The sequence below is a fragment of the Sphingobium sp. AP49 genome, assembly GCF_000281715.2.
GTDB lineage: Bacteria > Pseudomonadota > Alphaproteobacteria > Sphingomonadales > Sphingomonadaceae > Sphingobium.
On sequence record NZ_CP124576.1, the window covers coordinates 620,411 to 647,353 of the forward strand.

Consider the following 26,943-nt stretch of genomic DNA (forward strand, 5'->3'; position numbering starts at 1 on the left):
CAGGCGGCCTAGGCGCTCGCCTTAGTGCAGCGCTACATCGCGGCTGAGATAGACCTGTGCCACGCGGCCCTCCGTCATCGTGCAGGTGAAGCGGCGGGTGGTCCCGGTGCTGGCGCGATAGCTGGCGCGCGTCTCGACCTCGCCATCGATATTATAGCCGCCCTGTGTGGGACGGGGCTCGTCGATATGGCGGATTTCGGCATAGCCACCGGCCCGGCCCTGCGCTTCGTCCCGCGCGGCGAGGGCACAGGCATCCGTTAGCTGGTCATTGTTCTGGTCGCCAGCGTTGCCATCATTTGCCCGTGTTGGCGCGCTGACGGTGCCAATATCCGTGCCATAATCGGTACCGCTGGCCGGGGGCGGCGCGACATTGTCCGCATAGGGACGGCCGGATTCGCTGTCATATGGACCGGGGGCGGGGGGTGCCTGCTTGTCCTTCGACACCGAGGTGGCGACCACCGCCACAGCGCCCAGCAGCGCGGCAATACCGACTGCATCGCCAAAGCCGAACCCGTTGCCGCGATCATGCCGATGATGCCAGCCGCGATCGTCATAGCGTGGCCGTGCATATGCTGGCGTGACACTGCTCATCAGTAGCCCCGCACCGACCAGTGCACCTGTCAGCCACCGCGTCCTGTTCCCGATCATCTACCTGTCTCCTGCGCTGGATGGAGCTATAGATGCGTTCGACTGTCCATAGGCTGAATGGCCGCCATCATGGCTTGGCGCTGATCGTCAGACCCGTGAAATGGGCAACAAAGGCATAGCTGTCGGCATATTCCTCGATGAGCTTGTCGATCGGCTTGCCCGATCCATGACCTGCGCGACTGTCGACACGCAGCAGATGGGGCCGATCACCAATGGCGGCGGCCTGTAGCGCGGCAGCATATTTGAAACTATGTGCCGGTACGACACGGTCATCGGTGTCGGCCGTCGTTACCAAGATCGCCGGATAATCCCTGCCGCTCAAGATATTATGGTAAGGCGAATAGCTGTAGAGCAGTGGGAAGTCCGCGGCATTGTCCGGCGACCCATAATCGTCGACCCAATAGCGGCCGGCGGTGAAACGGTCGAAGCGCAGCATGTCCATGACGCCCACGGCCGGCAAGGCGGCGGCAAACAGGTCGGGGCGCTGGTTTACCACCGCACCAACCAGCAGGCCGCCGTTGGAGCGACCCTCGATCGCCAGCCCGTCTTGCGGGGTATAGCCCTGTGCCTTCAGATATTCGGCTGCGGCGATGAAATCGTCGAACACATTCTGCTTGTTGGCGCCACGCCCGGCGTCGTGCCAGGCCTTGCCGAACTCGCCGCCGCCGCGCAGATTGGCGATCGCATAGGCGCCGCCCTGTTCCAGCCAGGCCAGCCGCGTGGCGGAATAGCCGGGCGTCAACGCGATATTGAACCCGCCATAGCCATAGAGGATGGTCGGTGCCGCAACCGCATGGTCGGCCAACAGCTTCTTGCGGATGATCGTCATCGGGATCAGCGTACCGTCTTTCGACGGATAGCTGACCTGCTCCACACCGAAATCGGCGGGATTGAAGGGCAGGTCGGGCTGGGCGAACAGCTGGGTCTGCAGCGTTGCCGTGTCGAAGCGATAGATGCTGGGCGGCGTCACGAAGCCGGAAAAGCTGAAAAATGTTTCCGCGTCGCCATCCCGGCCGCCGAATCCTGCTGCCGTACCCATGCCGGGCAAGGGGACGTCACCGACCTTGCGCCCGTCCAGTTCGACCAGTTCGGCCACGGTTTCCGACTGTGTCATATAGGCAAGGATCAGCCGGTTGCCCACCAGTGAGCCGCCTGCCAGTGTATCCGGCCGTTCGGCCACCAATTCTGTTTCGCGCCGTCCCGGGCGCTGGGCATCAAGTGTGACCACGCGCATATGCGCAGCCTTGCGATCGGTGATGAAATAGAGGGTGGAGCCCCGGCTGCCGACCAGGCGCCAGTCGTTGGCAAGACCCTTGACGAGCATATGCATCTGCACGGGACCGCCATCGAGCGCGGCGATGTGCAGTTCGCGGCGCGGATCGATGCCGGCGAACGAACTGACGATCAGCCAGCGCCCGTCGCTGGTGACCTGCGCGGTGTGGCTGAGTGCCGGCCGATCAGGCGTGGCGTAGATGAGTTGGTCCTGATCCTGGCCCGTGCCGATGCGGTGGTAAAAGAGTTGCTGGCCGCTGCTGGCGGATTGATAGGCCTGCCCGGGGACCGGTGCGGCAAAGCGCGAATAGAAGAAGCCCTGGCCTCGTCCATCCCAGGCGGTTTGGGAAAATTTGACCCATTCGATCTTGTCTTCGAGTATTTTGCCGGTGTCGACGTCGAGCACGCGCAACGTACGCCAGTCGCTGCCTGCGTCCTGGATGGCATAGGCGAGGTAGCGGCCGTCGGGTGATGGCATCCACTCCGCCAACGCGCTGGCACCATCCCGCGTCCAGCGATTGGGATCGAGCAACAATCGTTGCTCGCCGGCCAGCCCCTCGCGAACATAGAGGGGGGTCTGGTTCTGCAGCCCTTCATTATAGCCGTAGAAATAGCGACCTCCGGCCTTGCGCGGGACGGTGAACCGGCCATGGGCGAACAGGGTTTCCATCCGCCGCTTCAGGATGTCCCGGCCGGTCAGGTCGTCGAGATAGCGACGGGTCAGCCTGTTTTCTTGGTCGACCCAGGCACGCACGGCCGGATCATTGCGGACATCGCCTTCCAGCCAACGATAGGGATCGGTGACCTTCACGCCGAAATGATCCTCGACCAGATCCTGGCGGCGGGTGAGGGGATAATGGAGATCGCTGGCCGAAGGGGTAGCGTCGATCACCGCCGGCGTGGCATCCCCGGCGGCGGCGGCGGCGGCCGGCGCGGCGGCGATCGCTACCAGCAGGGCTGGCAGCGGCCAGATCAGGCGACGGAGCGCGCGCATCCTCTCGAACCCATTATCCTGGAAAGAAAACAGGCCGCGGCTTCGGATGAAGCCGCGGCCTGTTCGACTATCGTCTATCCACCGTTACCGGTGGAACCGCGATCAGGCGGCTTCGAATTCGTCTTCGTCGACGGTGTTGACCGGACCGGAGTCCTGGCCCTTGGCGGCGACGTCACGATCGACCAGCTCGATGATCGCGATCGGCGCGGCGTCCGAAGCGCGGAAACCGGCCTTGATCACGCGGGTGTAGCCACCGTTGCGATCCTTGTAACGCTCGGCCAGGACTTCGAACAGCTTGGTCAGCTGCGCGTCATCCTTCAGGCGGGCGTCGGCCAGACGACGGTTGGACAGGCCACCCTTCTTGGCGAGGGTGATCAGCTTCTCGACGTAGGGACGCAGTTCCTTCGCCTTCGGCGTGGTGGTCAGGATCTGCTCATGCTTGATGAGCGAGGCAGCCAGGTTGCGAAGCAGGGCGGTACGATGACCGGTGCTGCGCTGAAGCTTACGATGACCAACTTTATGACGCATGTCTCATTCCTTCGTTCGTTAAGGGGCCGGATGAGGTACCCCAGACCAGGCAGCGATTAAGGGGCGCCGCCCATTGCCCCACAAAGGAAGCGGGTCGAAGCGCTGCTTCGACCCGATCCTCTTAGCCCAGCAGCTCCTGTTCGAGCTTCTTGGCCATTTCCTCGATATTTTCCGGCGGCCAGCCGGGGATGTCCATGCCCAGGCGCAGGCCCATGGACGACAGCACTTCCTTGATTTCGTTCAGCGACTTGCGGCCGAAATTGGGGGTGCGCAGCATCTCGGCTTCGGTCTTCTGGACCAGATCGCCGATATAGATGATGTTGTCGTTCTTGAGGCAGTTGGCCGAGCGGACCGACAGTTCCAGTTCGTCCACCTTCTTGAGCAGATAGCGGTTGATCTGGTTGGTGTCGCTTTCGCCTTCCGACGCAGCGGCAGCGGCATGGCCGGCAGCCGGGGCAGCGGCAGGCAGCGCGTCCTCGAAGTGGACGAACAGCTGGAGCTGGTCCTGCAGGATGCGGGCTGCGTAAGCAATCGCATCTTCCGGCGTCACGGTGCCGTCGGTTTCCAGCGTCAGCGACAGCTTGTCATAGTCCAGTTCCTGGCCGACGCGGGTGTTATCCACCTTGTAGGCGACCTGGCGGACCGGCGAGTAGAGCGCATCGATCGGGATCAGGCCGATCGGTGCGTCAGCCGGGCGGTTGGCGACGGCGGGGACATAGCCCTTGCCGATGTCAGCCGTCAGTTCCATGTTCAGCGTCGCGCCCTGATCGAGGTGACAGATCACCAGATCGGGGTTCATCACTTCGATGTCGCCGACGACGGCAATGTCGCCTGCCTTCACCACGGCCGGGCCGGTGGCGGACAGCTGCAGACGCTTGGGGCCTTCGCCTTCCATCTTCAGCGCGACCTGCTTGATGTTCAGGACGATGTCGGTGACGTCCTCACGCACGCCGGCGAGCGACGAGAATTCGTGCAGGACATTCTCGATCTTGATCGAGGTGACCGCCGCGCCCTGGAGCGAGGAGAGAAGAACCCGGCGCAGCGCGTTGCCGAGCGTCAGGCCAAAACCGCGCTCAAGCGGTTCGGCAACGAAGGTCGCCTTGCGCTTGCCGTCGCCGGTCGGCTTGATCTCGAGGGCGTTGGGCTTCTTCAATTCCTGCCAGTTCTTCATGTTGACAGTCATGTACTTCCCCTGGGGATGTGGCCGTAACGGGTAGATCCTGGACCCATCAGGACGTTCCGGCCGATGCAAACGGGTAAGCGGGCGACGCGTCCGCCGCCCGCCTTCAAGCCTCTAGCGAAGCTTAATTAGACGCGGCGGCGCTTCGACGGACGCACACCATTGTGCGGGATCGGCGTGACGTCGCGGATCGAGGTGATGTGGAAGCCGACGGCCTGCAGTGCGCGCAGGGCCGATTCACGGCCCGAACCGGGGCCCTTGACTTCGACTTCGAGGGTGCGGACGCCGTGCTCGGCGGCCTTGCGGCCGGCGTCTTCGGCGCACACCTGAGCGGCGTACGGGGTCGACTTGCGGCTGCCCTTGAAGCCCATCATGCCGGCCGAGGACCACGAGATCGCGTTGCCCTGGGCGTCGGTGATGGTCACCATGGTGTTGTTGAAGCTGGCGTTGACGTGCGCGACGCCGGCCGAGATGTTCTTGCGTTCGCGGCGCTTAATGCGCTGGGGTTCGCGTGCCATTTTGCTCTAATCCTACAAAAATCGTTCAAAAGCAGAAGTCACCGGAGGGTCGGTCCAGAGGACATGACCCTCGACGATTACTTCTTCTTGCCGGCGATCGGCTTCGCCTTGCCCTTGCGGGTGCGCGCATTGGTGTGCGTGCGCTGGCCGCGGACCGGCAGGCCCTTGCGATGACGCAGGCCGCGATAGCAGGCCAGATCCATCAGGCGCTTGATGTTCATCGCGGTTTCGCGACGCAGATCGCCTTCGACGGTCAGATCGGCGTCGATGGCTTCGCGGATCTGCAGGACTTCGGCGTCCGACAGGTCCTGAACGCGGCGGCTATGGTCGATGCCCAGCTTGTCGGCGAGGTCAACGGCAGTCTTGCGACCGATGCCGTGGATGTAGGTGAGCGCGATGATTACGCGCTTGTTGGTCGGGATGTTAACACCCGCAATACGTGCCATGGTAATTAAATCTCCTGCTCCACGGGGTAGTTGGCGCCACCCCATCTCAAAGCGTCCGGGCCACTTTCCTGGCATGGAAAAGTAGGCCATGATGTTGCCTCCCCAGACGCAAAAAAGACGGCCAGTGCAGGAAGCACTGCCGCTGTTACGCGTGTAGGGAACGGCGGCCTTTATCGATTCGCCCCAAAACTGTCAATATCCGGCGCTTTTTTGGCGCCGTCCGTGCGATGAACGGAGCTGTCGCCCGTCGGCGCTGGCGGGCGATGGCCGTGGCCGGCCATCTGCCTCTACTGTCGCCTTGCCCCTTTTCGGGTTGAGCGCTCCGTCCGGCTCGGGCATGGAAGCGCGATGCGCCCGACCCGTTTTCTTGTGTCCGCCCCGGCCCTTGCAGCGCCGCTGACCCTGTTGGTGGCAGGGTGCGTTGCGCCGCCCTCGGCGCCGGCGCCGGCGCCGGCGCCGCGCCCGGCACCGGCGCCGCGGCTGGCGCCCGTGCCGCCGACCGCGCCCGCTGCGCCCGCAGCGGTGGAGTGGCAATATCGACCCGCGACGCCGGGGGCCTGGACCTATCGCGCCGATCCCGCCGGACCGGTGGCGCTGTTTGGGCTGTCGGCCAATGATCCCCGTTTGACGCTGCGCTGCGATCGGGCGACGCGGCGGATCAGTCTCAGCCGGGCTGGCGGCGGGCAGGGCGCGATCACCGTGCGGACGAGCTATGGCGCGACCAATTGGCCGGCGGTGATGGCGGGTACGCAGATGCCGCAGTTGACCGCCGTGCGCGGCGCGAGCGACGCGGTGCTGGACCAGCTAGCCTATAGCCGCGGCCGTTTTGCGGTCGAGGTGCAGGGGCAGGAGACGCTGATCGTCCCGGCCTGGGCCGAAATTTCCCGTGTGATCGAGGATTGTCGGGGCTGAAACGGGCGGTCCCGCCGTTTCGGCGCGGACGGTCAAGTATGATTCCAAAAAAGAATATTACAAGTCTTGATCCTGCGATCCGTCTGATTCACAGTCCGTCTCGTGGCTGATCGCGGCGCAGACCAAAGCCGGCCACGCGGGCTTAATTAGCGAAAGGAGGTGATCCGATGTCTCATGGTTCAGCAATGGGGTCGGTCAAGTCCATTCGGGAAACGCGCCGCTGACGACGCCGGAGCGTCGGTACAAACCCTAAATGGTGTAGAGACCTTGCGTGCCGACATACAGGCCGTCTCCGCCAGGGGCTTTAGCGCGAACTTGTCTTCCTTCTGGGCGGTTTCCGGCCGCTGACCATGCACATGATGGGCCGTCGGGCATTGCCTGACGGCCCCTCTCATTTGTGGTGGGAGGGCCGTTGCCGGAGGCGGCGGCCAGCCCGCTATGCGTTCAGCGCCGTCGGGTGGCGAACCAGATGACGTGGCGCGGCCCTTTGCCATTGTCGCGTGCCTTCACGACGACCTCATCGACCGCAAAGCCCGCATTCTGAAGCCGCCGGGTGAAGGCGGCGTCCGCTCCGGCCGACCAGATGGCCAGTACGCCGCCAGGCTTGAGCGCACGCATCGCGCTGGCCAGCCCGGCGCTGGTATAGAGGCGGTCGTTGGCGTCGGCGGTCAAGCCATCCGGGCCATTGTCGACGTCGAGCAGGATTGCGTCAAAACTGCCGTTGCCCGCAGCGATCACATGGGCGACATCGTCCATCACCAGCCGCACGCGCGGATCGTCCAGGCAGCCGGCGGCAAGGTCGACCATCGGGCCGCGCGCCCAGTCGATGATTTCGGGGACCAGTTCAGCCAGCGTGATCTGCGCCCTGGCGTCGAGCTGGGCTAGCGCGGCGCGCAGCGTGAAGCCCATGCCATAACCACCGATCAGCAGGTGCGGATCGCGCCGCCCCAGCCGCTCGATCGTCATCAGCGCCAAGGCCTTTTCCGATCCGCTCATCCGGCTGCTCATCAGTTCGTTGCGGTCGAGCACGATCATGAAGTCGGCGCCCCGGCGATAGAGGCGCAGTTCCTGCCCGCCCGGAACGGCGGCGGTGCCCAGCAATTCGCGCGGTGTCATGTCGGCGGTCCTCAATAGCGACGGGGGAAACGGCCGCATGACAGGTCGCGGCCGCGCGCGCAATGTTGCGCTGCGGGCTATCCTGCTTTCGCCACCTATGGGCTGGTCAGCGGCGGCGCGCGGGTCTATCGGCACGGCCATCATGCGTTATTTTCTCGATACCGAATTCAACGGCTTTGGCGGCACGCTGATCAGCGTGGCGCTGGTGCCTGAACATGGCGACGATGATTTCTATGCGTCGCTGCCGCTGCCCGAGGTGATCGAGCCGTGGGTCGAGCGGCATGTCATTCCCTATCTGCGCCATGTGCCGCCGGGCATCGACCATGAACTCAGCCGGATCGAGGCGGCGGATCATATCGCGGCCTATCTGGATGGTGATTCCGACCCGGTGATCATCGCCGACTGGCCCGAGGATCTGGCCCATTTCTGTGCGCTGTTGGCGACCGGGCCGGGGCAGATGGCGGCGATCGACTATGGCCTGCGGCTGGAACTGATCAATGCGGCAGGCTTCAGCGCGGCGGCGAACAGCCGGGTGCCGCACAACGCCCTGCATGATGCGCGGGCGCTGCGCGACTTCTATATCAATCATTGAGGGGGAGGGCGACGCCCCCTCATCCGGTCACCGCTCCCTGCCCTTTGCCCTGCCCCAGGCATGGGCCGCCGTATAGCCGAGATAGGCGGTGCCGAAGAGGGCGTAGAGCGGTTCGGGCAGGGCGTTGAGATAGGCGCGCATCCCCGCGATGATCGCGCCCGCCACTTCGGGCTGCCAGCCCGATATCAGCCCCATCGGAATCGACCAGAGCAGCAGCGCATAGATGACGTAGAGAAAGGCCGGCCGCGACCGCTGCGTCCACAGGTCGGTCGATTCGGGGGGAGGGGGAATGTCGTCGGTTCCGATCACGCCGCGTTTCCTTGTTCAGCCGATGCGGTTGGCGAGCCAGCCATAGAGGAAGGCCTCGTTGGCCGGGCGGCTTTCGGCCAGGGCCAGATAGCGTTCGCCCTGTAGCGCCTCGATCGCCTTCATCAGCACCGCGTCGCCGGCGGGGCCGCGCAGGGCGCGGAAGGCGCGCAGCGCGGCGAGGGTGCGGGCACCGATCATGCGATCGAGCGCCAGGTCGGGATAGTCGCGTCGGTTGCGGTTGAGCGCGTTGAGCGCGCGCTGGAGAAAGCCGTTGGCGACGCCCGGCCCCATATTGACCGCAGTGTCGAACAGTTCGGCGGCGAGGCTCGGGCTCTCCCGTGCGACCAGGGCATAGCCGGGCTGTTCCCAATAGAGCCGGCGATAGATGCTGCGCGCGGTGGCAGGGGGCAGGTCGCGGATGTTGCCGGCAAAGCCGTTCGCCCGCGCCACGCCCTGCGAGATCCCCATATTGGTCGGCCCGCCGCGATCGGCCGGATGGTCGACATAGCCGCCCTCCCGCGCGATCACTTCGTCCAACAAAGTCTCGATATCCATGATGTGCCTTTCCATGGTTCGTGAAAGGCGAATCATTTATCCGATATGGTTATCTGTAGGACAGGGCGGATATAATGGCGGACGCGCCTGCCGAAGTTCACAGTGTCAACGGGCTTTTAGGGCCTTTTGCGCCTGAAACGCGCCTGTCGCGCGTCGCTGACGCGCTTGCGGCGCGTCAGTCGGGATAGGGGTGAGGTCAGGCCTTCGCGCCCGGGGCGCCTCACCGACGCGACAGAAATGCGTCGGCCATGCGTCCCTATTGCGTGTGAGTGGGTGCTGCGGCACGGTGGCGGGCAATGCCCCGCAAAGGGTAGGATGCGAAGGTCGAGTGGGAAGGAGGCATGGGGTCTCCCAAATGGTATAGGGGCATCCATGCAAGTCCGCCTCAGCCTGCTTCTGATCGCGATCCTGATCGGTTCAGCCGATTGTTCGGGGCAACCCGCCAAAATGGACGGCGTCAAGGAAGGCGGATCTGCCCCCGTCACCCTTTATGCGCATCAATATAATAGCGTGGTTCCGGGCTATCAGACGCCGGGGCTGCTCAACTGCGATCCGCTGACGCTCTATCATCACGTCAGAGAGCATCCGGCCATTGCCAAAGAAGCGGAAAGGCTGTTCCTTCCCTTGCCCGATGCAGATCATAGCGAAGGCGCGCGCTATTCGCGGGAGGAGCGGCAACGTGCAGAATCTGCCGTCCGATTTGCGCGCGCGCATAATCATGCGGCTTTCAGGACCGGGGCGGCGTACATTCTGCGCCTGTGCCCTCAAGCGCGGCTGGTCGATTATTAGCGGCAGTCGCCGACTGATGGGCGTGCATGAGATGGGCCGCCAACAACCGTCGTGCCACCTTCATCCACTTCCGTTATCCGGCATCGCTCGCCGACATGACCAAGATTTCATGATCGCGCGCCTTGATTCGGCCGGGCGTGGGGGCTAGCTGCGGCGACGTTCCAATTGGGACATTCCGTCCACCTTTTCGAGGAAATCATGTCCGACAACGACCATAGTCGAAAGACCGCGCGTTCGGGCATGGGGGCGAACTGACAGGTTCGGATCACCCGCCCGCCCCGAAGGCGCGGTCGCACGAGGTGATCCATGAATGCAGCCATCCGTTTTCTCGTCGGCTCCCTGCGCCGCGGGCCCCAAGCCCCTGATCTCAACCGCCTGTTCGATGACGGCCAGACCTATGGCGAGCGACTGGCCGACCGCGTCGCGGCGATCGGCGGTTCCTGGCGCTTCATCATCGGCTTCAGCCTGTTCCTGGTCCTCTGGGCGCTGCTGAACACGCTGGTGCTGGCGCGCCACGCCTTCGATCCCTTTCCCTTCATCTTTTTGAACCTGATGCTGTCGATGCTGGCCGCGCTGCAGGCGCCGATCATCATGATGAGCCAGAACCGCCAGGCGGCCAAGGACCGGCTGGAGGCGCGGCTCGACTATGAGACCAACCTGCGGTCGGAGGCACAAATCGCCAGCCTGCACGACAAGATCGACCTGCTGCTGGCGATGGCGGGCGAGAGGGAGGATGCGGCAGGGGCGGCTGACTGATCTTCAGGCATCGGCGCCCTTCAACGCCGCATCAAGCGGATAGAGGAAGCGGAGAAACTGGAATCGGTCCCGTTTATTATCCTGTTTTGGTCGTTTTGATGCTGGGGTGAGCGCAAGGTGCTGCCTCGCGGCCGACGACATGGTTGCGGCGTTCGCTGCCTTGTGATGCTGAGAGGAGCCATGGCAATTGACGCATTCGGCGAGCAATTGCAGATTGAGATATGCGTACGCCAAAATCCGTCCTGCCTGAATCTCTGCATGCGAAATTAGGCGATCTAGGTGCCAAGCTGGAACAGCAAATAGCCTTGGGCCGCGAGTTCGATGGAATCTTGGATGAGATGAACGGTCTCAAAGCCAGCACTATTGTTCGCGCCGATAGTGAAATTGCGTATTTCGCGAATCTACAAAAGTGGAGGCGCCAATATCCGCTAGTCGTGCGGCTATTTTCTCCCAGAACGGTGGATATCGACCAGCTTGGTAGAGTGCCGAATCTCGAATATCTTTTCCTGTTCCATCGTGATGGGTATATTCGGGAAGCGGCGCTCAACCGCATAGCGTCCGCGATACCAAGCGCGTTCCTGTTTGCGGCTATCGCATGGCGGCTCAATGATTGGGTTTTGCCGGTGAGAAAAGCGGCTGCGGAGTGTGCGTTTCGTTGTTTCCCGGTGACGTTACCCAATGTCATAGCAGAAGCCGCGATTGCACTCCTTGCGAGAGAGAACAGTTGGGGGCGCTGGTCTGAAGAACGGAGCGCATTGGCCGAAGCATTCGCTCGGCCTGATGTCGCAGAACATCTCGCTCAACTCATTTGTGCTGGTCGGACTGGTTCGATGGCAACCGTTTTAAGATATGCGCTTCGGGAAGGCAGTCTTGACGGTCATTTGGAAAGGCTGGCCTGTGAAGCTATTCAACCGGCAGTGAGAGCGACCGCCGTTCAAGCCCTAATAGATGGTTATGCGACTTGGCCTAGCGGTTGGACTTGGCGCTGGGTCAACAAGCCGATGGGAATCCGCCGTCGTGAAACGACCTACAGTAAACGGGTGCTAGAACAGCCTGCCGATCGTGCTCGCCTGATTGAGGTTGGCGCCTGCGATCGTTCTGCCATTGTGCGCCGAGTGGCGGCTTCGAGCATCATCCAATACGAGCTTGAGCTTGAGCTTGGCTTGGCGCGCAAAATGGCCGCTTTGATGATGACGGATAAATCGCCATCCGTTCGAGAACGGGCTGAGTTCTTCCTCAAACGGGCCGCCTCATAGATTGGCGAAAGGGTAGGATTCGAGCGCTTGGGCGAGTTGTTTCTCACCGACAATTGGTGGCGCTGTTAGCCATGTGCTAGATGAAGCAAGAGGAGGCCACTGGCACTGCCAGTGGATGCTCTTTAACCCATTGCTTTGCTGGTAATTTTGGTCGGGACGAGAGGATTCGAACCTCCGACCCCCACACCCCCAGTGTGATGCGCTACCAGGCTGCGCTACGTCCCGACCGGAGGGCGCCCAATAGAGGCATGAAATGGAAGTTGCAAGGGATTCGATGCAGGCTTTTTGCAGGCCATGCCAAGGACCGGCTTTCCCGCCTGTTGCCCGATCCTGTCAAAACCCCGCATTCCGGGTGCCAAAAGCCAAGCATGTTGCCTTGCCCCGGCCATCTGTGTTAGCCGCCCGCGCTTGATCCCATGCCCGCGCCCTGCGGGTCGGGGAGACCAGAAAACAAGGCGAAAGTCCCACCATGTTCATTACCCCAGCCTTTGCCCAGACCGCGGGCGGGCAAGCATCCGGCGCCGGTATCCTGGTGCAGATGGCACCGCTGGTGCTCATCTTCGTCGTCTTCTATTTCCTGCTGATCCGTCCGCAGCAAAAGAAGATGAAGGATCACAAGGGCAAGATCGACGCCGTGAAGAAGGGCGACCAGGTCGTGACCGGCGGTGGCCTGGTCGGCAAGGTCGTGCGCGTCGACGACATTTATGTCGATATCGAACTGGCCCCGAGCATGAAGGTCAAGGCGGTCAAGTCGACCCTGGCCGACGTGATCGACCCGACCAGCGCCAAGCCTGCGAACGACTGATCCCCCGATGCTGAACTTCTCGCGCTGGGCCGTCGCCGGCATCCTGTTGCCGCTGATCATCGGCATCTTCTGCGCCGTCCCGAGCTTCCTGCCCGATTCGACGGTGGCGAAGCTGCCGCCGTTCATGCAGACCCGGGTCAATCTGGGCCTCGACCTTGCCGGCGGCAGCCATCTGCTGCTGGAGGCATCGACCCAGGACGTGGCCAAGCAGCGGCTCGCCAATATGGAGGAGCAGGTCCGCACCGAACTGCGCCGGGGCGAGAGCAAGATCGCGATCGGCGACATTTCCAGCCGTGACGGGAAGCTCAGCTTCATGGTCCGCAACCCCAGCGAGGTCGATGCCGCCGTCGAGCGCATCCGCCCGCTGACCCAGGGGGCGGGCCTCACCGGCCAGCGCGACTTCAATGTCGAGGTGGTGAACAGTTCCACCATCGTCATCACGCCGACCCAGGCGGGCATCGACAATGCGGTCAAGAGCACGATGCAGGTGGCGACCGAAGTCATCCGCAAGCGTATTGACGAAATGGGCACGCGCGAGCCCACCATCCAGCAGCAGGGCGACAACCGCATCGTCGTGCAGGTGCCGGGCCTGCAGGATCCCAAGGCGCTCAAGGCGCTGCTGGGCCAGACCGCGAAGCTGGAATTCAAGCTGGTCGACATGACCGCCAATCCCAGCGAGGTGGCCCAGGGCCGCGCGCCGGTGGGCAGCGAGGTCCTGCCCTATCCGACCAATCCGGCCGGGCCGCCGATGATCGCCGTCCACCGCCAGGTGATGGTGTCGGGCGAGGAACTGACCGACGCGCAGCAGACCTACGACCAGCAGACCAACGAACCCAATGTCACCATCCGCTTCAACGGATCGGGCGGCAACAAGTTTGCCCGGGTGACATCGCAGAACGTCAACCGCCCCTTCGCCATCATCCTGGACGGAAAGGTGCTGTCGGCGCCGAATATCAATGAACCGATCCTGGGCGGCTCCGCCACGATTTCGGGCAGCTTCACCGTCGAAGGCGCGAACCAGCTGGCGATCGCGCTGCGATCGGGCAAGCTGCCGGTCAATTTCGTCGTGGTCGAGGAACGCACCGTCGGGCCGGGCCTGGGCGCCGATTCGATCCGGGCGGGCCTGACCGCTTCGATCGTCGCGGTGGTCGCGGTCGCCGTCTTCATGTTCGTGAGCTATGGCCGGTTCGGCATGTATGCCAACTTCGCCGTCGCCATCAACGTGCTGGTGATCCTGGGCGTGATGGGCATCCTCGGCGCGACGCTGACCCTGCCGGGCATTGCCGGCTTCGTGCTGACCATCGGTACGGCGGTCGATGCCAACGTGCTGATCTACGAACGCATCCGCGAAGAGCGGCGGCGCGGGCGCAATGTCGTCCAGTCGATCGAACATGGCTATAAGGAAGCCAGCCGCACCATCTTTGAAGCGAACGTGACCCACGCGATCGCTGGCGGCATCATGCTCGCGCTGGGTTCCGGCCCGGTCAAGGGCTTCGCCATCGTGCTGCTGATCGGCATCGCGACCAGCGTGTTCACCGCCGTGACCTTCACGCGCGTTCTCGTCTCGGGCTGGGTGCGTCGCACCCGTCCCACGGACATCCACATTTAAGAGGGGCGGGAGGAAAACCCATGAAACTTCTCAAGCTCGTCCCCGACAATACCAATATCGGCTTCGTCAAGCTGCGCCACTGGGCCTTTGGCCTGACGCTGCTGCTGACGGTGCTGGCGGTCGGTGCGACCTTCCACAAGGGGCTCAATCTGGGCGTCGATTTCGTCGGCGGCCTGATGATCGAGGCGAAATTCCCGCAGGCCGTGCAGACCGACAAGGTGCGGGACACCATTGCCAGCCTGCGTGTCGGCGAAAGCTCGCTGCAGCAGTTCGGCGATCCCAAGACCGTGCAGATCCGCCTGCCGCTGCCCGAACAGGGCGGCGCCGGCGCGGCCAATGCCGTGGTCGAGAAGACCCGCAAGGCGATGGAGTCGCAGTTCCCCGGCGTCACCTTCTCGCGCTATGACACGGTGTCGGGCAAGGTATCGGGCGAACTGATCCAGAATGGCGTGCTGGCCGTCGTGCTGGCGATCGTCGGCATCGCGATCTTCTCCTGGTTCCGCTACGAATGGCAGTTCGGCGTCTCGACCTTCGTCGCGATCGTCCACGACGTGCTGATGACGCTGGGCTTCTTCGCGATCACCCAGCTGGAGTTCGACCTCAACATCATCGCCGCCGTGCTGACCATCGTGGGCTATTCGATCAACGACAAGATGGTGATCGACGACCGCATCCGTGAGAATATGCGCAAGTACCGCAAGATGGACATGAAGTCGCTCATTGACCTGTCGGTCAACGAGACGCTGCCGCGTACGGTGATGACGTCGATGACCATCCTGCTGGCGCTGGGCGCGCTGCTGCTGCTGGGCGGCCATGTGCTGCGCGGCTTCACTGCGGCCATGATGCTGGGCATCATCGTGGGCACCTATTCGTCGGTCTATGTCTCCTCTTCGCTGCTGATCACGCTGGGCCTGAGCCCGCAGACCGCCGAGAAGAAGGCGAAGAAGGGCGGCATCGCCGCCCAGGCCGAGCGCATGGGGCCGCGCGATGGAGCCCAGCCCTGACCGACCGTCAAACCGGGATCGAGCTGCGCCGCGACGATAGCGGCCAGGGTCCGATCGTCACCGGCTTCCAGGGGCGTGGCTTCCGGGTGAAGGATGATGTGTTCCCGGACGGGCTGTTGCTCAGCCCTGTCCGGGCGCTGGCCTGGATGCAGGCGCCGGCAGTGTCGGCGATGAGCGTGGCTGCATTGGGCGACCTGTTCGACCATCTTGAACGGCTGCCCGAGTTTCTGCTGCTGGGTACCGGCAGCGGATTGCAGCAGCCGTCCCGCGCGTTCGTGCGCGAACTGGAGGCACGCGGCATCGGCGTCGAGGCGATGGACAGCCGCGCCGCCGCCAGAGCCTGGGGCGTGCTGCGCGCCGAGGAACGCTGGATCGTGAGCGCGCTGCTGCCGCTCTGATCAGCCAAGCTGCAACAAGGGGTAGCGCGCCAGCCAGCCTTTGGCGCGTACCCGTGCATCCAAGGTTGCCCGTCGGACGCCGAGAAAGGCGGGGCCGGGTGCCAGCCGCAGGCCGAACAGATCGTCCAGGCCGAGGGGCGCGTTGACCTCCAGCCGGTCGTCGAGCGTCAGGCGGATGCCGATGGCGGTCGCGGTCTCGGGCCAGTGGCGCATCGCATCGGCGGCATCGGCGTAGGGCGCATCATGATTGCGCTGGTGCATCCGCGCCTGATTCTTGACCGACCAGATGATCTCCGGGCGAAGCCCCGCCAGGCGGGCCTCCGTTGCGTGGTCCAGCGCCGGATCGGTCCGGGCCGGGTCGAACCAGATGATGTCGATATCGCCGACGGGTGCGGACGGGGCATGGCCGTGAAGATGGTCCCAGACCGCATCGCGCACGAAGCCGGCGGCGATCCAGCCATCGGGCAGGGCAAGCGGACGGACCAGTCGCAGAAGGTCCATCCGCCACGGGTCCGCGCGCAGCAGATTGCGTAGCTGCTCCTCCATCGCCCCTAGGACTTCATCGACCAGGCGGTCAGTTCCTCCAGATCGAGATCGCGCTCCAGTTCCTGCAGCACATGTTCGTCAATGTCACCGGCGCGGTGCAGGCGCAGCAGTTCGCTGCGGCCGGCGGCGATCGCCTCCAGCACCAGATCGAAATGGGCATGGAGCCGGTCGGCAAACTGTTCTTCCTGCCCGACATAGTTTTGGGTGAGGACGGCGCGGCGCTGATAGCGTTCGAGCAGTTGCGGATGGATGAGTTCGCCCGCGTCGTCATAGGCGAGCTGCTCGACCCGAACGGCCTGTACCCGGGCGATGGCAGCTTCGGCATCGCTCATGCTGAGACGGGGGCGATCATGAATCGGATCGGAGAGGCCGGCCCAGCGGATCAGGAGGCCAAGCGTTGTGCCCTGAATCAGGACGGTGCCCAGGATCACGCCGAAGGCGGCGACCAGCAGGAAGTCGCGGCCGGGGAAACCTTCGGGCACGCTGAGTGCAACGGCCAGCGTCACCACGCCGCGCATCCCGGCCCAGCCCAACACCGTCGCGCCGCGCGGGCCGATCGGGCTGTAGCGGCGCAGGCCTGCTGCGCGGAGCAGCATGATGATGGCGTCAGAACCAAATACCCAGACGAAGCGCGCGGCGGTCATGGCGAGCAGGATGACGAGGACCGGCACGGCCATATTGTCGAGTACCACGCCAAAGCCGCCGACCCGATCCACCACGCCGCGCAGCGACGAGCCGATCAGCATGAAGACGGTCGCTTCCATGAGGAAGATCATCACCGCCCAGAAAGCAGTGCCGCGCATCCGTACCGAGGCCGACCAGATAATATGTTGATACCAGCCGCAGATGAGGCCGGCGGTTACGGTGGCGATGACGCCCGAGACATGGATGGCTTCGCCCAGCAGATAGGCCGACCAGGGTACCAGCATGGAAGAGGCGATCATCAGATATTCGTCGCCCAGCCGTCGGACCAAGAGCACCCAGATCCCCCCGATCGCGCCGCCGACGATCAGACCGCCGACCGCAAGCAGGACGAAGCTTTCGAGGCCCGCGACGGCGCTGAAGCTGCCGGTTGCGACGGCAGCGACGGCGAAGCGGAAGAGCACCAGGCCGCTGGCATCGTTGAACAGGCTCTCGCCTTCCAGCAGCACCGACAGGCGGCGAGGGAGATGCACACGCTGGAGGACGGCGCGTGCGGCAATGGCATCAGGCGGCGAGACGATCGCGCCGAGGGCCGCGCACGCGGCCCATGGCAGGGAGGGCATCAGCGCATGAGCGACGGCAGCCACCACCAGGGTGGTGAAGATCACTGCGCCGATCGCCAGCGACATGATGCCGATCAGGTGACGGCGCAGATGGCCCAGTGCGATGAACCAGGCCCCGTCCATCAACAGCGGCGGCAGGAAGATGACCAGCACCAGTTCAGGATCGAGCGAAATGACCGGCAGGCCGGGCACGAAGGCAAGTAGCGTGCCGCCGGTCAGCAGCGCGACGGCTGGCGGCAGGCCCAGCCGTCGCGCGACATAATGAAGCGCGATGATCGCCAGCAGCATGGCCACCAGCAGTTCGAATAATTCCACTGGATGCATCGTGCGGCCCCTGTCTGTCAGTCATCCTACCCTAATCGGGTGAGCCAAGCTGTCCAGCCATCAGCAAGCCCGTTTGCGCCTGCCGGATCAGGCAGGTGGCCAGATTTTTGGCGATGGCATCGTAGATCGGCGTGGGTCTCGACATATCATGGGAAGGATTGCCGCCTGATGGCGTGTACGCGGGTCGAAGGCGGCGCGGCGCATATAGGAAAGGCGGGCCACGCCCTTTCATAATGCGGCAGGCCGATTTCCGATGCGATCCCTTCATTGCTCCAAGGTGCCGCCCAGACAAAAGGGCCGCCCCTGCGGGACGGCCCTTTCCTGCTTGCGAGGCAAGGTTTCAGAAGCGGAATTTGACCGCGGCACGATAGCTTTGATAGCTGATGTCGTCGCGCCAGGCGGTGCTGTCGGCCGAGATGCTGATATCGACATTGCCGGTGCTGACGGTCAGCCCGCCGCCCAGCTCTGCCCAGTTCTTGTCCGATCCGCCTAGCGCGAAGGGCGCGAGCGATCCGGTCCCGCCTACGAAATTGGCCAGAACATAGGCCGGCTGGTCGCGGAATTCATGGACATAGTTGGCGGTGAGATAAGGCTTGAAGCCGCCGACATCGATCTTGGCCGTAGCGCCCAGGCGACCCTGCGCGCTCTGCACGGCATGGCGCTGGATCACCAGGGCGGCGTCGCCGCCATATTCGGCGAGGTTGCCGCCGCTGATGTAAGCGCCGCGCAGTGCCGCCCGAGGGGTGATGGTGAAGGCGTCGCCGCCGAGCGGCGCACCAATCCCGATCTCGCCCGAGAGAGCCAGCTGCTGATCGCTGCCACGCAGCGTATAGGGCGTGACCCCGACGGCGAAGGCACGCTTCGACTTGCTGGTGAGCGTGCCGGCGCTGCCGACGCCATCCAGGACGATGCTGCCCAGATCCCAATTGCCGTAGATGGTCGCCTGATAGAGGCGTGCCCTGCCGGTATCGCCGATGCCGGTATTGCCCTTCAGTTCGCTATAGGAAGCGGCGAGGCCGATGACGGCATCGTCGCCCAGCATTTTTTCGATGCCGGCCGCGCCATACCAGCCATCGAACGTGTCGTGGCCAGAGGTGATGGCGCCCCGCATCGGATCGCTCTTGCCGTCAATATAGCCGCCGGCGATGAAGGCGCTGACGTCTTCGGGCAGCGCATTTTCCTGGGTGACGGTTTCGTTGCCGCCCCCCTGGTCCATGCCCAGATTGAGGTTGTTCATGCTGAGCGCGGCAAGCTGGAGCGGCTGGCCGGTCATGGTCAGCGTGCCGCCCATTGCGCCGCCCGAGATGCGAGTCAGGCGATCGCGGTAAAAGCGCGCCATATTATCGTTCAGCACTTCCGCCATGGACGAGCGCAGCGCTTCGGTGCGCGGTGCCATGGCTTCGAGCGAAGCCTGAATCGCAGCGACGCTCAACAGGTCCGCCTCTCCATAGAGGGTGGCATAATTGCCGTAGAGCGACCGATTCTGATCGAGCAAGCGGGCGTAGCTGGTCTGCACCTGCGAACCGCCGTTGACGACGCTGGCATAGGTTCCGGCGTCGATCGTGACGCTCACCGAATTGGGGCCATAGGTCAGCACGGGCTTCAGGATGGCGCTGATGTTCGCCGGGGTCTGGAAGCTGCCGTCGATCCCGCCTTCGGCCGTGACAAAGGTGTAGCGATTGCCATAACGCAGCTTGGCGCCGGTGGCGGCCCCAAACACGACCTTGCCGCCCAGGGCTGCAATGCCGTCGATCGGATCGCCGGCGGCCAGCAACGTCACATCACCATCGGCCTGTGCTGCCGTGATGCTGGCGGCTGCACTCTGCTCATTGCGGTTGCCGCTGCTGCCTTCTCCTGGAGCGCTGACCTCGGTGTCTCCGCCTTCCTCCTCCGGCACGAACTGGGTCGCCTTGACCGCCAGCAGATCGGACGTTCCGTTGGCACCCAGGTCGATATGCAGCGTGCTGCCCGAGCTCAGGAGCGCGTTGCCTTCCACCGTCAGCGTGCCGATGCCGCCGATGCCGCCGGGAGCCACAACCCCCATGACGTTGGTGAAATAAGGGGTGCGCAACGTGCCCTTGCCCGAGAGCAGGCCGGTCAGCATCATATAGTCGCCCGGCGTCTCGATCGTGCCGTCGACATTCACGATACCGGCCAGATGGCTGATGTCGATCAGGCTGGTCAGCGATCCGGCGCTGGTGACGTCCAGCGTCGCACCGGTGCCCGAGATGGTGAAGCGATCGACAGTAGCGTCGATGTCGAGCGTGGTCTTGCCCGCAGCGCTCAGCGTGACGTCATAATACCGGCCGACGACGCCCTGCGCGGCGACCGGGTCGATATTGTTCGGCACGAAATTGGTGCCGCCGGGCAGGCCGTTGGCCAGGGTCGCGGCGGGGAGGACGGCATCGCCCTCCGCCTGGGCCTCGACGATGGCCTCGTCCGCCAGGCTGGCGGCGCCATCGGACGGGCTGCGTTCGGCAATCTCGACCTTGCCCTTGTTGTTGGCGACGGTCTTGCTGCCGCTGGTGGTGGTCGCGTCGGTCGCCTCGACCGGCTCACCATTGATCAGCAGCGTGTCGGTGCCGACATCGTAACAGGCATCGTCCGACCCATCATTGGGCTGGTAGCAGATTTGGCCGAACTTCTGGGCACCATCCTCGCCAAAAGCACCCGCGCCCGGCGTGGTGGGCACGCCGTTCACCAGCGCGCCGTTGCTGTCGATGATCATGTAATTGGGATCGAGCGTGGTCACCCAGTGGCTCGGGTCGCTCCACTTGCCATCCCCGGCCTTGGCGGTCGCATAGCGATAGGGGTTGTTCTGCGCGATCCAGTCCCAGAACAGGTAGAGCGGCTGGTAGAAAGCGGAGCCGCCATAAGCGCTTTGCGGCTGTTCCAGGAAATAGCGGCTGCCACCCGACAATACGCCCAGCACCACCTTCTGGTCGAACGCCTGGTCAAGGATCAGCGGGCCGCCGGAATCGCCGCCGGCGGTGTTGCCCTCATTGGGCAAGGCATCGTCCTTGAAGACGTTGAAGTCGAATTCGTTGGTCCGGGTCGGATCGTCAAAGTCCGTCTGGTAGAGATTCTGGGTATAGCCGCTCCCTTCGCCGAACAGGAAGATGTCGATGTCGTCGAGGGCGCCGAGCATGCCGAGGAAATTCTCGGCCACCTTGCGGCGATAGTCGATGCCGACGCTGGAGCCGGTCGTGCCGCTGCCGCTGCGGCCATAGCCGGTGATGGTGACATGATAGCCGGTGCCGCTCGTGTCGCTGATGCTTTCCGGCGCAGGCAGGGCGGAAAAGAGCATCGCCCAGGTCGGCACGTCGCTGGCCGGCGTATCGAGCGTGGCCATCGCCGTGTCGCCATAGAGGAAGCTGAGCGCCGGCGGATCGAGCGAGTCCGGATTATAGGCGATATTGTTGACGTTATAGACGCTGAGCGCGGTGTTGGTGCGATAGCCGTTGCTGATCCAGTTGACGAGGCCGGGCCGGGCGTTGCTCTGTAAGGCGAAGGCGACCGGAATGCCTTCATTCACCGTACTGTAGGTGCTGGGGTCATAGTCATTGACGCAATGGGCGGCGAAAATGACGGTACGCGGATTGATCAGCGTGCCTGTGCAGACATAGCCATCGGCGCGATACATGATGCCGACGCCGTTGACGTCGGTACTGTCGACGATGTCGGCCGGTGTCGTTCCGTCGGTGGGCACAACGGCCTGTGCCGCGGGCGCGATGCTGAGTGCAGACAGGGCGGCGGACGCCAGCAGGGCAGTCCGACCAGCGCGCGCCACAAGGCCCGCGCCATTCGTATGAATGCGCATGATGTAAATCTCCCCAAAGACCGTGGGCGAGGCTAGGCAGGTTGCATTGGCAAGACAATTGTCCAGATGTGAAAGTTTATGCCATGTATCCAAAAGGACACATTGTTGTCACATCGTCATGAATTTCCGAAATGACTGCTGCTGATCTGGATCGTGGTGCAACACCGCGCGAGGTTGTTAGATCATGTCTTGCATATGCGGGCGCCGCTGCACGGATTTGAGCCGTTTTTCCGCAAGGGGGCGGCTACTTGCACAATGGCGCCGATCTGCTTAAGCATGATGGCAAGTTCCGGTCCCGACATCGTGACCGGCGATTATGAAGTGAGACACGGCCTTGGTGCAGCACAGCCGCCCATCGCCGCAGAGTTCCGGCCCCACCGGCCATATTTCGGGCAAGTCCGCCCGTTCCGGTCCGGGCAATGGGAGCAAGGCTGCGGCCATTCCGCCCCCGACAAAGCAGCGGGGCCTTTCACCCCACGCGCCGCGCGACCGTCGATCCTATGCCGCGATCGATCTGGGCACCAATAATTGTCGCCTGCTGATCGCCAAGCCCTCAGCCGACGGCTTCATCGTGGTCGATGCCTTTTCACGGATCGTCCGGCTGGGGGAAGGGCTCGCGGCGACCGGGCGGATCAGCGATGCGGCGATCGATCGGGCCATCGCCGCGCTGTCGGTCTGCGCCGACAAATTGCGTCGGCGCCATGTGACGCTGGCGCGGTCGGTCGCGACCGAAGCCTGTCGCCGTGCATCCAATGGCGCCGAGTTCATCCAGCGCGTCTATCGCGAGACGGGCATTGCCCTGGACATCATCAGCGCGCAGGAAGAGGCGCGACTGGCGGTTCTGGGCTGTCACGCGCTGCTGGAAGAAGGCGACGGTCCGGCGTTGATCTTCGACATTGGCGGCGGGTCCACCGAACTGGTGCTGGTCGATTCCCATTGCGATGGGGCGCCACGTATCGTCGACTGGGTCAGTGCACCGTGGGGCGTGGTGTCGCTGACCGAAAGCGAATTGTTCGACCATGCCGATCCGGGCGAACGGATGGCGGCCTATGGCCGGATGCGCGCGCGCGTGACGGAGGCCTTCGCCGCGCTGGCGCGGCGTCTGCCGCGCGACGAACAGGGGATTCGCCTGCTCGGCACATCGGGCACGGTGACGACGCTGGCGAGCCTTCACCTCGACCTGCCGCGCTATGATCGTCAGGCGATCGACGGGCTGATCGTACCGTGCGGGTCGATGCGATCGATTTCCGCGCGGCTGTCTACCATGCCGTTGAGCGAGCGGCAGAAGCTGCCTTGCATTGGCACGGAACGCGCCGATCTGGTGGTGGCGGGCTGTGCCATTTTGGAATCGATCCTCGACATCTGGCCGGCGGAGCGACTGGGCGTCGCGGACCGCGGCATTCGCGAGGGCATTTTGCGCGGTCTGATGGACCGCGACGGGAGAGTGATGTGAGAGGGTCTGGTGCCGGCAAGGTCCGGGTGAAATCGGCCAAGGGGCGCACCGCCCAGTCGGTCCGCTGGCTGGAGCGGCACCTGAACGACCCCTATGTCCACAAGGCCAAGCAGGAGGGCTGGCGCAGCCGTGCCGCCTTCAAGCTGATCGAGCTGGACGAGAAATTCCATTTCGTGAAGGGATCGCGCGCGGTCGTCGACCTGGGCGTCGCGCCGGGCGGCTGGGCACAGGTGATCCGCAAGATGGCGCCCAAGGCGGCCGTGGTCGGCATCGACCTGCTGCCGGTCGACCCGATTCCGGGGGTGACCCTGTTCGAGATGGACTTCATGGACGACAAGGCGCCGGACCTGCTGCGCGAGGCGCTGGGTCAGGAACCGGACCTGGTGATTTCCGACATGGCGGCCAACACGGTCGGCCACGCCCAGACCGACCATTTGCGGACCATGGGCCTGGTCGAGGCGGCGGCCGATTTCGCGGTCCAGAATCTGCGCAAGGGCGGCACCTTCGTCGCGAAGGTCTTTGCCGGCGGCACCGATGCGGAACTGCTGGCGGTGCTCAAGAAGCATTTCACCACGATCAAGCATGCCAAGCCGCCGGCGAGCCGCAAGGGCAGCGTCGAATGGTATGTCGTGGCGCAGGGATTCAAGGGACGGCCGGACGCGCAGGAATAACGGGGACAAGCAACCGGCCGCCTGAAGTGGAAGGGGCGGGGCCATTGGTAGCGACGGTTTCGACGGTGGCCTATCTGGGCCTGGAAGCACGCACGGTCGAAGTGCAGTGCCAGCTCGTTCCGGGGCTGCCCGCCTTCATCGTGGTCGGCCTGCCGGACAAGGCAGTGGCCGAAAGCCGCGAGCGGGTGCGCAACGCGATCGCCGCGATCGGCCTGTCGCTGCCGCCCAAGCGGATCACCGTCAATCTCTCGCCCGCCGACCTGCCCAAGGAGGGGTCGCATTTCGACCTGCCGATCGCGATCGCGCTGCTGGGCGCGATGGGCGTGATCGATGCCGAGACGCTGGCGGGATACATCGTCGTCGGCGAACTGGGGCTGGACGGGCGCACTGCGCCATCGCCCGGCGTATTGCTGGCGGCGCTGCATGCCGGCGAACAGGATCTGGGACTGGTCTGTCCCGCCGCGCAGGGGAGCGAGGCGGCCTGGGCGGGGCAGGTCGAAGTGGTGGCGACGCCTGACCTTCTGAGCCTGCTCAATCATTTCAAGGGTACGTCCGCCCTGTCTCCGCCCCAGCCCGGCGCGGTCGAGCCACCGCTGCGGGTGGCCGACCTGCGCCAGGTGAAGGGGCAGGAAAGCGCCAAGCGGGCGCTGGAGATCGCGGCGGCAGGGGGCCATAATCTGCTGATGGTCGGGCCGCCGGGCGCGGGCAAGTCGCTGATGGCGAGCTGCCTGCCTGGCATATTGCCGGAACTCACGCCATCCGAGGCGCTGGAGGCGTCGATGGTGGCGAGCGTCGCGGGCACGCTGGAGGGCGGAAGGATCAGCCGCGCCCGGCCGTTCCGCAACCCGCATCATAGTGCGTCGATGGCGGCTCTGGTCGGCGGTGGGCTGAAGGCACGACCGGGCGAGGTCAGCATGGCCCATCTGGGCGTGCTGTTCCTGGATGAACTGCCGGAATTCCAGCGGGCCGTGCTGGATTCGCTGCGCCAGCCGCTGGAAAGCGGGGAGGTGAGCGTGGCGCGGGCCAATGCCCATGTCACCTTCCCCGCGCGGGTTCAACTGATCGCGGCGATGAATCCCTGTCGTTGTGGCCATCTGTCCGATCCGGCGCTGGCCTGCGCCCGCGCGCCGCGCTGCGCCAGCGATTATCAGGCGAAGGTGTCCGGGCCGCTGCTCGATCGCATCGACCTGCATGTCGAGGTGCAGGCGGTAACGGCGGCGGACCTGGTGCTGCCGCCGCCGGCCGAGGGATCGGCGGAGGTGGCGGCGCGGGTCGCGGCGGCGCGCACGCTGCAGACCCGGCGCTATGCCGGCAGCAAGGTGCGGACCAATGCCGAGGTGGATGGCGAGCGGCTGGAGGATGTGGCCGGGCCGGACGAGGCCGGGCGGCAATTATTGGCGCAGGCCGCCGCCGCGATGAAACTGTCGGCGCGCGGCTATACACGGGTGTTGCGGGTGGCTCGGACGATCGCCGATCTGGCCGGCGCGGAACAGGTCGGCCGGGTGCATGTGGCCGAGGCGCTGAGCTATCGGCGCCGGGCACCGGTCAATTAGCGATCAGGCCGCGCTGTCGCTGGTGATGAGCTTGAGGTCGCCGGCCGCGACCGGACCATTATCCTTGTGCGTGAAGCGTCCTTCCACCCGGCTGCCAGCCTCGATCGTGATCCGTTCATAGGTCACGTCGCCGGTGATCCGGGCGCTGCTTTCGACCACCAGTTCCTCGGCGCTGATCGATCCGTCGACGAGTCCCGCAAGGCGCGCGCTCTGCGCCGTGACATGGCCGATGATGCGGCTGTCCGGCCCCTGGACCAGCGAGGCGCAACGGATGTCGCCATCGATCACCCCATCGACATGCAGGTCGACGGTCGCGGCGAGATTGCCGGTGATCGTCACATCGCTGCCGATCAGGGAAAAGGGGGTGTGCTTAGCCCCGGTCGCCGACATCGGCGAGACGGGCCGTGGCGATTTGCTGGACTTGGAGAACATCTTTGCGGGCCTCAAGGAAACGGCGGGGGTTGATGGGGTCTCCGTTGACGCGCACCTCGAAATGCAGATGCGTGCCGGTCGAGCGGCCGGTCGAGCCCATGCGGGCGATCTGGTCGCCGCGCGCGACCTGCTGGCCGACACGGGCGTTGAAGCCGGACAGATGGGCATAGCGGGTCATGATGCCATTGCCATGGGTGACTTCCACGACATTGCCATAGCCACTGCGCTGGCCGACATAGCTGACCTTGCCAGGTGCAGCGGCCAGGATCGGCTGGCCGTAGCGGCCAGGGAAGTCGAGCCCGGCATGGAAGGCGGCGTGGCCGTTGAACGGGTCGCGGCGATAGCCATAGGAGCTGCTGAGCATCGGCGTGCCGGTCGGCTGGCCCGAGGGAATGCGCAGCAGACTGGTTTCCAGAAATTCCATGCGCGAGAGGGCAGTGGCGAGCTTTTCCAGCTCGGCCGGCATCGCATCCTCGTCGCCATGCCAGGGGACGAACGGGCCGCCCTGGGCGCGGGCGGCGTTGCGGGCGAGCGCGTCGGGATTGAGGCCGAAGCTGCGGATCGCGGCGGCGGCCTTCTGCGTGCGGGCTTCGACGGCATTGGTCAGCAGGGCTGCGAAACGGCGCTGGCGGGCATCGACCTGCATCAGCGGCGCGGCTTCGGGCGCCATGCTGATCTTGGCGTCGAGCTTGCCCTGGCCGGCCTTGTCGGTCGCGGCATCGGCCTTGCCGACCGGGGCATCGGCCGCAGCGTCGCCGGGCTCGCCAAAATGGGTCTTGTAGAGATCGTCGATGAAATCCTGGCGCGCTTCCAGGTCATGGGCGAGGTCATTCACCGACTTGCGATAGCCATCGACCTTGCGCGCCTTGCTGGCGACGGCCGCACCCTTGGCGTCCAGCATCGCGCGGTCATGGGCGACGGCGGCGCTGCTCGCCAGCATCGACACGGTGACGGCGCCCCAGCCGACCAGGCCGGTCGACAGGATACCGAGCGCCATCAACTGGGCGCGCTTGGAGATGCGGATGAATTTTACCTGGCCGCCCGAGCGCAGGAAGATTTCCCGCTCCGGGCACAAGGCACTGAGCCTGGCCCAGAGGGTGGCGACCCCCTTCTTCTTGCGCTGCGACAATTGCGACCCCGTAACTATCTAATTCGGTGAGTCGGGCCGGTAGCAAAAGAAGATCGTGCGCGC

Annotated in this window: 26 protein-coding genes and 1 tRNA gene; 12 read left to right on the forward strand and 15 right to left on the reverse strand. The window is 64.5% G+C overall.

Translation table 11 applies throughout. The annotated features are described in order from the left end of the window. Positions 1-21 precede the first annotated feature (21 nt). The 6 genes from PMI04_RS02990 to rpsM all read right to left on the reverse strand — a co-directional run bounded on the left by PMI04_RS02990 (position 22) and on the right by rpsM (position 5,586). Entirely contained in the window at positions 22-648 is a 627-nt protein-coding gene (locus PMI04_RS02990; protein ID WP_007707988.1) for a hypothetical protein, read from the reverse strand. A gap of 67 nt (positions 649-715) precedes the next feature. Beyond that, positions 716-2,914 carry a prolyl oligopeptidase family serine peptidase gene (locus tag PMI04_RS02995; protein ID WP_007707986.1) on the reverse strand — a complete coding sequence of 733 codons (2,199 nt, stop codon included), beginning with the start codon at positions 2,912-2,914 and terminating at the stop codon, positions 716-718. A gap of 102 nt (positions 2,915-3,016) precedes the next feature. Next, positions 3,017-3,442 (reverse strand): 50S ribosomal protein L17, encoded by a 426-nt coding sequence (gene rplQ / locus PMI04_RS03000; protein ID WP_007707983.1) that lies wholly within the window; start codon positions 3,440-3,442, stop codon positions 3,017-3,019. A gap of 121 nt (positions 3,443-3,563) precedes the next feature. After that, the gene (locus tag PMI04_RS03005) at positions 3,564-4,625 is read right to left on the reverse strand and encodes a DNA-directed RNA polymerase subunit alpha (RefSeq protein WP_007707981.1); all 1,062 of its coding nucleotides are present in this window, start codon (positions 4,623-4,625) and stop codon (positions 3,564-3,566) included. A 125-nt stretch (positions 4,626-4,750) separates the two neighbouring features. Beyond that, the gene (rpsK, locus tag PMI04_RS03010) at positions 4,751-5,140 is read right to left on the reverse strand and encodes a 30S ribosomal protein S11 (RefSeq protein ID WP_004208752.1); all 390 of its coding nucleotides are present in this window, start codon (positions 5,138-5,140) and stop codon (positions 4,751-4,753) included. A 77-nt stretch (positions 5,141-5,217) separates the two neighbouring features. Continuing rightward, positions 5,218-5,586 (reverse strand): 30S ribosomal protein S13, encoded by a 369-nt coding sequence (gene rpsM / locus PMI04_RS03015; protein ID WP_007707977.1) that lies wholly within the window; start codon positions 5,584-5,586, stop codon positions 5,218-5,220. 348 nt (positions 5,587-5,934) lie between these two features. Between rpsM and PMI04_RS03020 the strand changes: the two genes are divergently transcribed. Further along, positions 5,935-6,498, forward strand: a complete 564-nt coding sequence (locus PMI04_RS03020) for a hypothetical protein (RefSeq protein WP_007707973.1) — start codon at positions 5,935-5,937, stop codon at positions 6,496-6,498. A 444-nt stretch (positions 6,499-6,942) separates the two neighbouring features. Here PMI04_RS03020 and PMI04_RS03025 read toward each other — a convergent pair whose 3' ends face one another. Then, entirely contained in the window at positions 6,943-7,614 is a 672-nt protein-coding gene (locus tag PMI04_RS03025; RefSeq protein ID WP_007707971.1) for a spermidine synthase, read from the reverse strand. Between the two features lie 142 nt (positions 7,615-7,756). Here PMI04_RS03025 and PMI04_RS03030 point away from each other — a divergent pair, with 142 nt between their 5' ends. Beyond that, entirely contained in the window at positions 7,757-8,206 is a 450-nt protein-coding gene (locus PMI04_RS03030; protein ID WP_037485919.1) for a hypothetical protein, read from the forward strand. A 27-nt stretch (positions 8,207-8,233) separates the two neighbouring features. Here PMI04_RS03030 and PMI04_RS03035 read toward each other — a convergent pair whose 3' ends face one another. Continuing rightward, positions 8,234-8,515, reverse strand: a complete 282-nt coding sequence (locus tag PMI04_RS03035; protein ID WP_007707965.1) for a 3TM-type holin — start codon at positions 8,513-8,515, stop codon at positions 8,234-8,236. A 15-nt stretch (positions 8,516-8,530) separates the two neighbouring features. Further along, entirely contained in the window at positions 8,531-9,070 is a 540-nt protein-coding gene (locus tag PMI04_RS03040) for an N-acetylmuramidase (protein ID WP_007707962.1), read from the reverse strand. A gap of 372 nt (positions 9,071-9,442) precedes the next feature. Here PMI04_RS03040 and PMI04_RS03045 point away from each other — a divergent pair, with 372 nt between their 5' ends. The 3 genes from PMI04_RS03045 to PMI04_RS03055 all read left to right on the forward strand — a co-directional run bounded on the left by PMI04_RS03045 (position 9,443) and on the right by PMI04_RS03055 (position 11,871). Next, positions 9,443-9,859: a hypothetical protein gene (locus tag PMI04_RS03045; protein WP_007707960.1), complete on the forward strand. Its 417-nt coding sequence runs from the start codon at positions 9,443-9,445 to the stop codon at positions 9,857-9,859. A 306-nt stretch (positions 9,860-10,165) separates the two neighbouring features. After that, positions 10,166-10,615 carry a DUF1003 domain-containing protein gene (locus PMI04_RS03050; RefSeq protein ID WP_007707958.1) on the forward strand — a complete coding sequence of 150 codons (450 nt, stop codon included), beginning with the start codon at positions 10,166-10,168 and terminating at the stop codon, positions 10,613-10,615. 221 nt (positions 10,616-10,836) lie between these two features. Then, complete coding sequence (locus PMI04_RS03055; protein WP_037485894.1) at positions 10,837-11,871, forward strand: hypothetical protein; 1,035 nt, start codon at positions 10,837-10,839, stop codon at positions 11,869-11,871. Between the two features lie 148 nt (positions 11,872-12,019). Here the strand turns inward: PMI04_RS03055 and PMI04_RS03060 are convergent. Continuing rightward, positions 12,020-12,096, reverse strand: a tRNA-Pro gene (locus PMI04_RS03060). A 244-nt stretch (positions 12,097-12,340) separates the two neighbouring features. On the opposite strand from PMI04_RS03060, the gene yajC reads away from it, so the two are divergent. The 4 genes from yajC to PMI04_RS03080 are packed head-to-tail and all read left to right on the forward strand — an operon-like array spanning position 12,341 to position 15,687. After that, a complete protein-coding gene (gene yajC / locus PMI04_RS03065; protein ID WP_007707954.1) occupies positions 12,341-12,676 on the forward strand; it encodes a preprotein translocase subunit YajC in 336 nt (111 codons plus the stop codon). Between the two features lie 7 nt (positions 12,677-12,683). Then, complete coding sequence (gene secD, locus PMI04_RS03070; protein ID WP_007707950.1) at positions 12,684-14,285, forward strand: protein translocase subunit SecD; 1,602 nt, start codon at positions 12,684-12,686, stop codon at positions 14,283-14,285. A gap of 20 nt (positions 14,286-14,305) precedes the next feature. Beyond that, complete coding sequence (gene secF, locus PMI04_RS03075; RefSeq protein WP_007707946.1) at positions 14,306-15,289, forward strand: protein translocase subunit SecF; 984 nt, start codon at positions 14,306-14,308, stop codon at positions 15,287-15,289. 53 nt (positions 15,290-15,342) lie between these two features. Further along, entirely contained in the window at positions 15,343-15,687 is a 345-nt protein-coding gene (locus PMI04_RS03080) for an MTH938/NDUFAF3 family protein (RefSeq protein ID WP_081490997.1), read from the forward strand. Here PMI04_RS03080 and PMI04_RS03085 read toward each other — a convergent pair whose 3' ends face one another. The 3 genes from PMI04_RS03085 to PMI04_RS03095 form a co-directional block, all read right to left on the reverse strand. Beyond that, a complete protein-coding gene (locus tag PMI04_RS03085; RefSeq protein ID WP_007707939.1) occupies positions 15,688-16,233 on the reverse strand; it encodes a nucleotidyltransferase family protein in 546 nt (181 codons plus the stop codon). A 5-nt stretch (positions 16,234-16,238) separates the two neighbouring features. After that, positions 16,239-17,822 (reverse strand): Na+/H+ antiporter, encoded by a 1,584-nt coding sequence (locus PMI04_RS03090; protein ID WP_007707935.1) that lies wholly within the window; start codon positions 17,820-17,822, stop codon positions 16,239-16,241. A 340-nt stretch (positions 17,823-18,162) separates the two neighbouring features. Further along, positions 18,163-21,642 carry an autotransporter domain-containing protein gene (locus tag PMI04_RS03095; RefSeq protein WP_007707932.1) on the reverse strand — a complete coding sequence of 1,160 codons (3,480 nt, stop codon included), beginning with the start codon at positions 21,640-21,642 and terminating at the stop codon, positions 18,163-18,165. Between the two features lie 334 nt (positions 21,643-21,976). Between PMI04_RS03095 and PMI04_RS03100 the strand changes: the two genes are divergently transcribed. The 3 genes from PMI04_RS03100 to PMI04_RS03110 are packed head-to-tail and all read left to right on the forward strand — an operon-like array spanning position 21,977 to position 25,319. After that, positions 21,977-23,095: a Ppx/GppA phosphatase family protein gene (locus tag PMI04_RS03100; protein WP_007707930.1), complete on the forward strand. Its 1,119-nt coding sequence runs from the start codon at positions 21,977-21,979 to the stop codon at positions 23,093-23,095. Next, positions 23,092-23,766: an RlmE family RNA methyltransferase gene (locus tag PMI04_RS03105; RefSeq protein ID WP_004208734.1), complete on the forward strand. Its 675-nt coding sequence runs from the start codon at positions 23,092-23,094 to the stop codon at positions 23,764-23,766. Before PMI04_RS03100 ends, PMI04_RS03105 begins: the two co-directional genes overlap by 4 nt. A gap of 44 nt (positions 23,767-23,810) precedes the next feature. Next, positions 23,811-25,319, forward strand: coding sequence for a YifB family Mg chelatase-like AAA ATPase (locus PMI04_RS03110; RefSeq protein ID WP_007707926.1), 1,509 nt, complete (start codon positions 23,811-23,813; stop codon positions 25,317-25,319). Between the two features lie 3 nt (positions 25,320-25,322). Here PMI04_RS03110 and PMI04_RS03115 read toward each other — a convergent pair whose 3' ends face one another. Beyond that, positions 25,323-25,709, reverse strand: coding sequence for a polymer-forming cytoskeletal protein (locus tag PMI04_RS03115; RefSeq protein WP_193378293.1), 387 nt, complete (start codon positions 25,707-25,709; stop codon positions 25,323-25,325). After that, positions 25,690-26,880, reverse strand: a complete 1,191-nt coding sequence (locus PMI04_RS03120; protein ID WP_007707919.1) for a M23 family metallopeptidase — start codon at positions 26,878-26,880, stop codon at positions 25,690-25,692. The genes PMI04_RS03115 and PMI04_RS03120 overlap by 20 nt, the downstream gene beginning before the upstream one ends. Positions 26,881-26,943: the final 63 nt, after the last annotated feature.

Coding starts and splice junctions, on each gene's coding strand:
- PMI04_RS02990 (WP_007707988.1), bottom strand. CDS start 648: ATGATCGGGAACAGGACGCGGTGGCTGACAGGTGCACTGGTCGGTGCG.
- PMI04_RS02995 (WP_007707986.1), bottom strand. CDS start 2,914: ATGCGCGCGCTCCGTCGCCTGATCTGGCCGCTGCCAGCCCTGCTGGTA.
- rplQ (WP_007707983.1), bottom strand. CDS start 3,442: ATGCGTCATAAAGTTGGTCATCGTAAGCTTCAGCGCAGCACCGGTCAT.
- PMI04_RS03005 (WP_007707981.1), bottom strand. CDS start 4,625: ATGACTGTCAACATGAAGAACTGGCAGGAATTGAAGAAGCCCAACGCC.
- rpsK (WP_004208752.1), bottom strand. CDS start 5,140: ATGGCACGCGAACCCCAGCGCATTAAGCGCCGCGAACGCAAGAACATC.
- rpsM (WP_007707977.1), bottom strand. CDS start 5,586: ATGGCACGTATTGCGGGTGTTAACATCCCGACCAACAAGCGCGTAATC.
- PMI04_RS03020 (WP_007707973.1), top strand. CDS start 5,935: ATGCGCCCGACCCGTTTTCTTGTGTCCGCCCCGGCCCTTGCAGCGCCG.
- PMI04_RS03025 (WP_007707971.1), bottom strand. CDS start 7,614: ATGACACCGCGCGAATTGCTGGGCACCGCCGCCGTTCCGGGCGGGCAG.
- PMI04_RS03030 (WP_037485919.1), top strand. CDS start 7,757: ATGCGTTATTTTCTCGATACCGAATTCAACGGCTTTGGCGGCACGCTG.
- PMI04_RS03040 (WP_007707962.1), bottom strand. CDS start 9,070: ATGGATATCGAGACTTTGTTGGACGAAGTGATCGCGCGGGAGGGCGGC.
- PMI04_RS03045 (WP_007707960.1), top strand. CDS start 9,443: ATGCAAGTCCGCCTCAGCCTGCTTCTGATCGCGATCCTGATCGGTTCA.
- PMI04_RS03050 (WP_007707958.1), top strand. CDS start 10,166: ATGAATGCAGCCATCCGTTTTCTCGTCGGCTCCCTGCGCCGCGGGCCC.
- PMI04_RS03055 (WP_037485894.1), top strand. CDS start 10,837: ATGCGTACGCCAAAATCCGTCCTGCCTGAATCTCTGCATGCGAAATTA.
- yajC (WP_007707954.1), top strand. CDS start 12,341: ATGTTCATTACCCCAGCCTTTGCCCAGACCGCGGGCGGGCAAGCATCC.
- secD (WP_007707950.1), top strand. CDS start 12,684: ATGCTGAACTTCTCGCGCTGGGCCGTCGCCGGCATCCTGTTGCCGCTG.
- secF (WP_007707946.1), top strand. CDS start 14,306: ATGAAACTTCTCAAGCTCGTCCCCGACAATACCAATATCGGCTTCGTC.
- PMI04_RS03085 (WP_007707939.1), bottom strand. CDS start 16,233: ATGGAGGAGCAGCTACGCAATCTGCTGCGCGCGGACCCGTGGCGGATG.
- PMI04_RS03090 (WP_007707935.1), bottom strand. CDS start 17,822: ATGCATCCAGTGGAATTATTCGAACTGCTGGTGGCCATGCTGCTGGCG.
- PMI04_RS03095 (WP_007707932.1), bottom strand. CDS start 21,642: ATGCGCATTCATACGAATGGCGCGGGCCTTGTGGCGCGCGCTGGTCGG.
- PMI04_RS03115 (WP_193378293.1), bottom strand. CDS start 25,709: ATGTCGGCGACCGGGGCTAAGCACACCCCCTTTTCCCTGATCGGCAGC.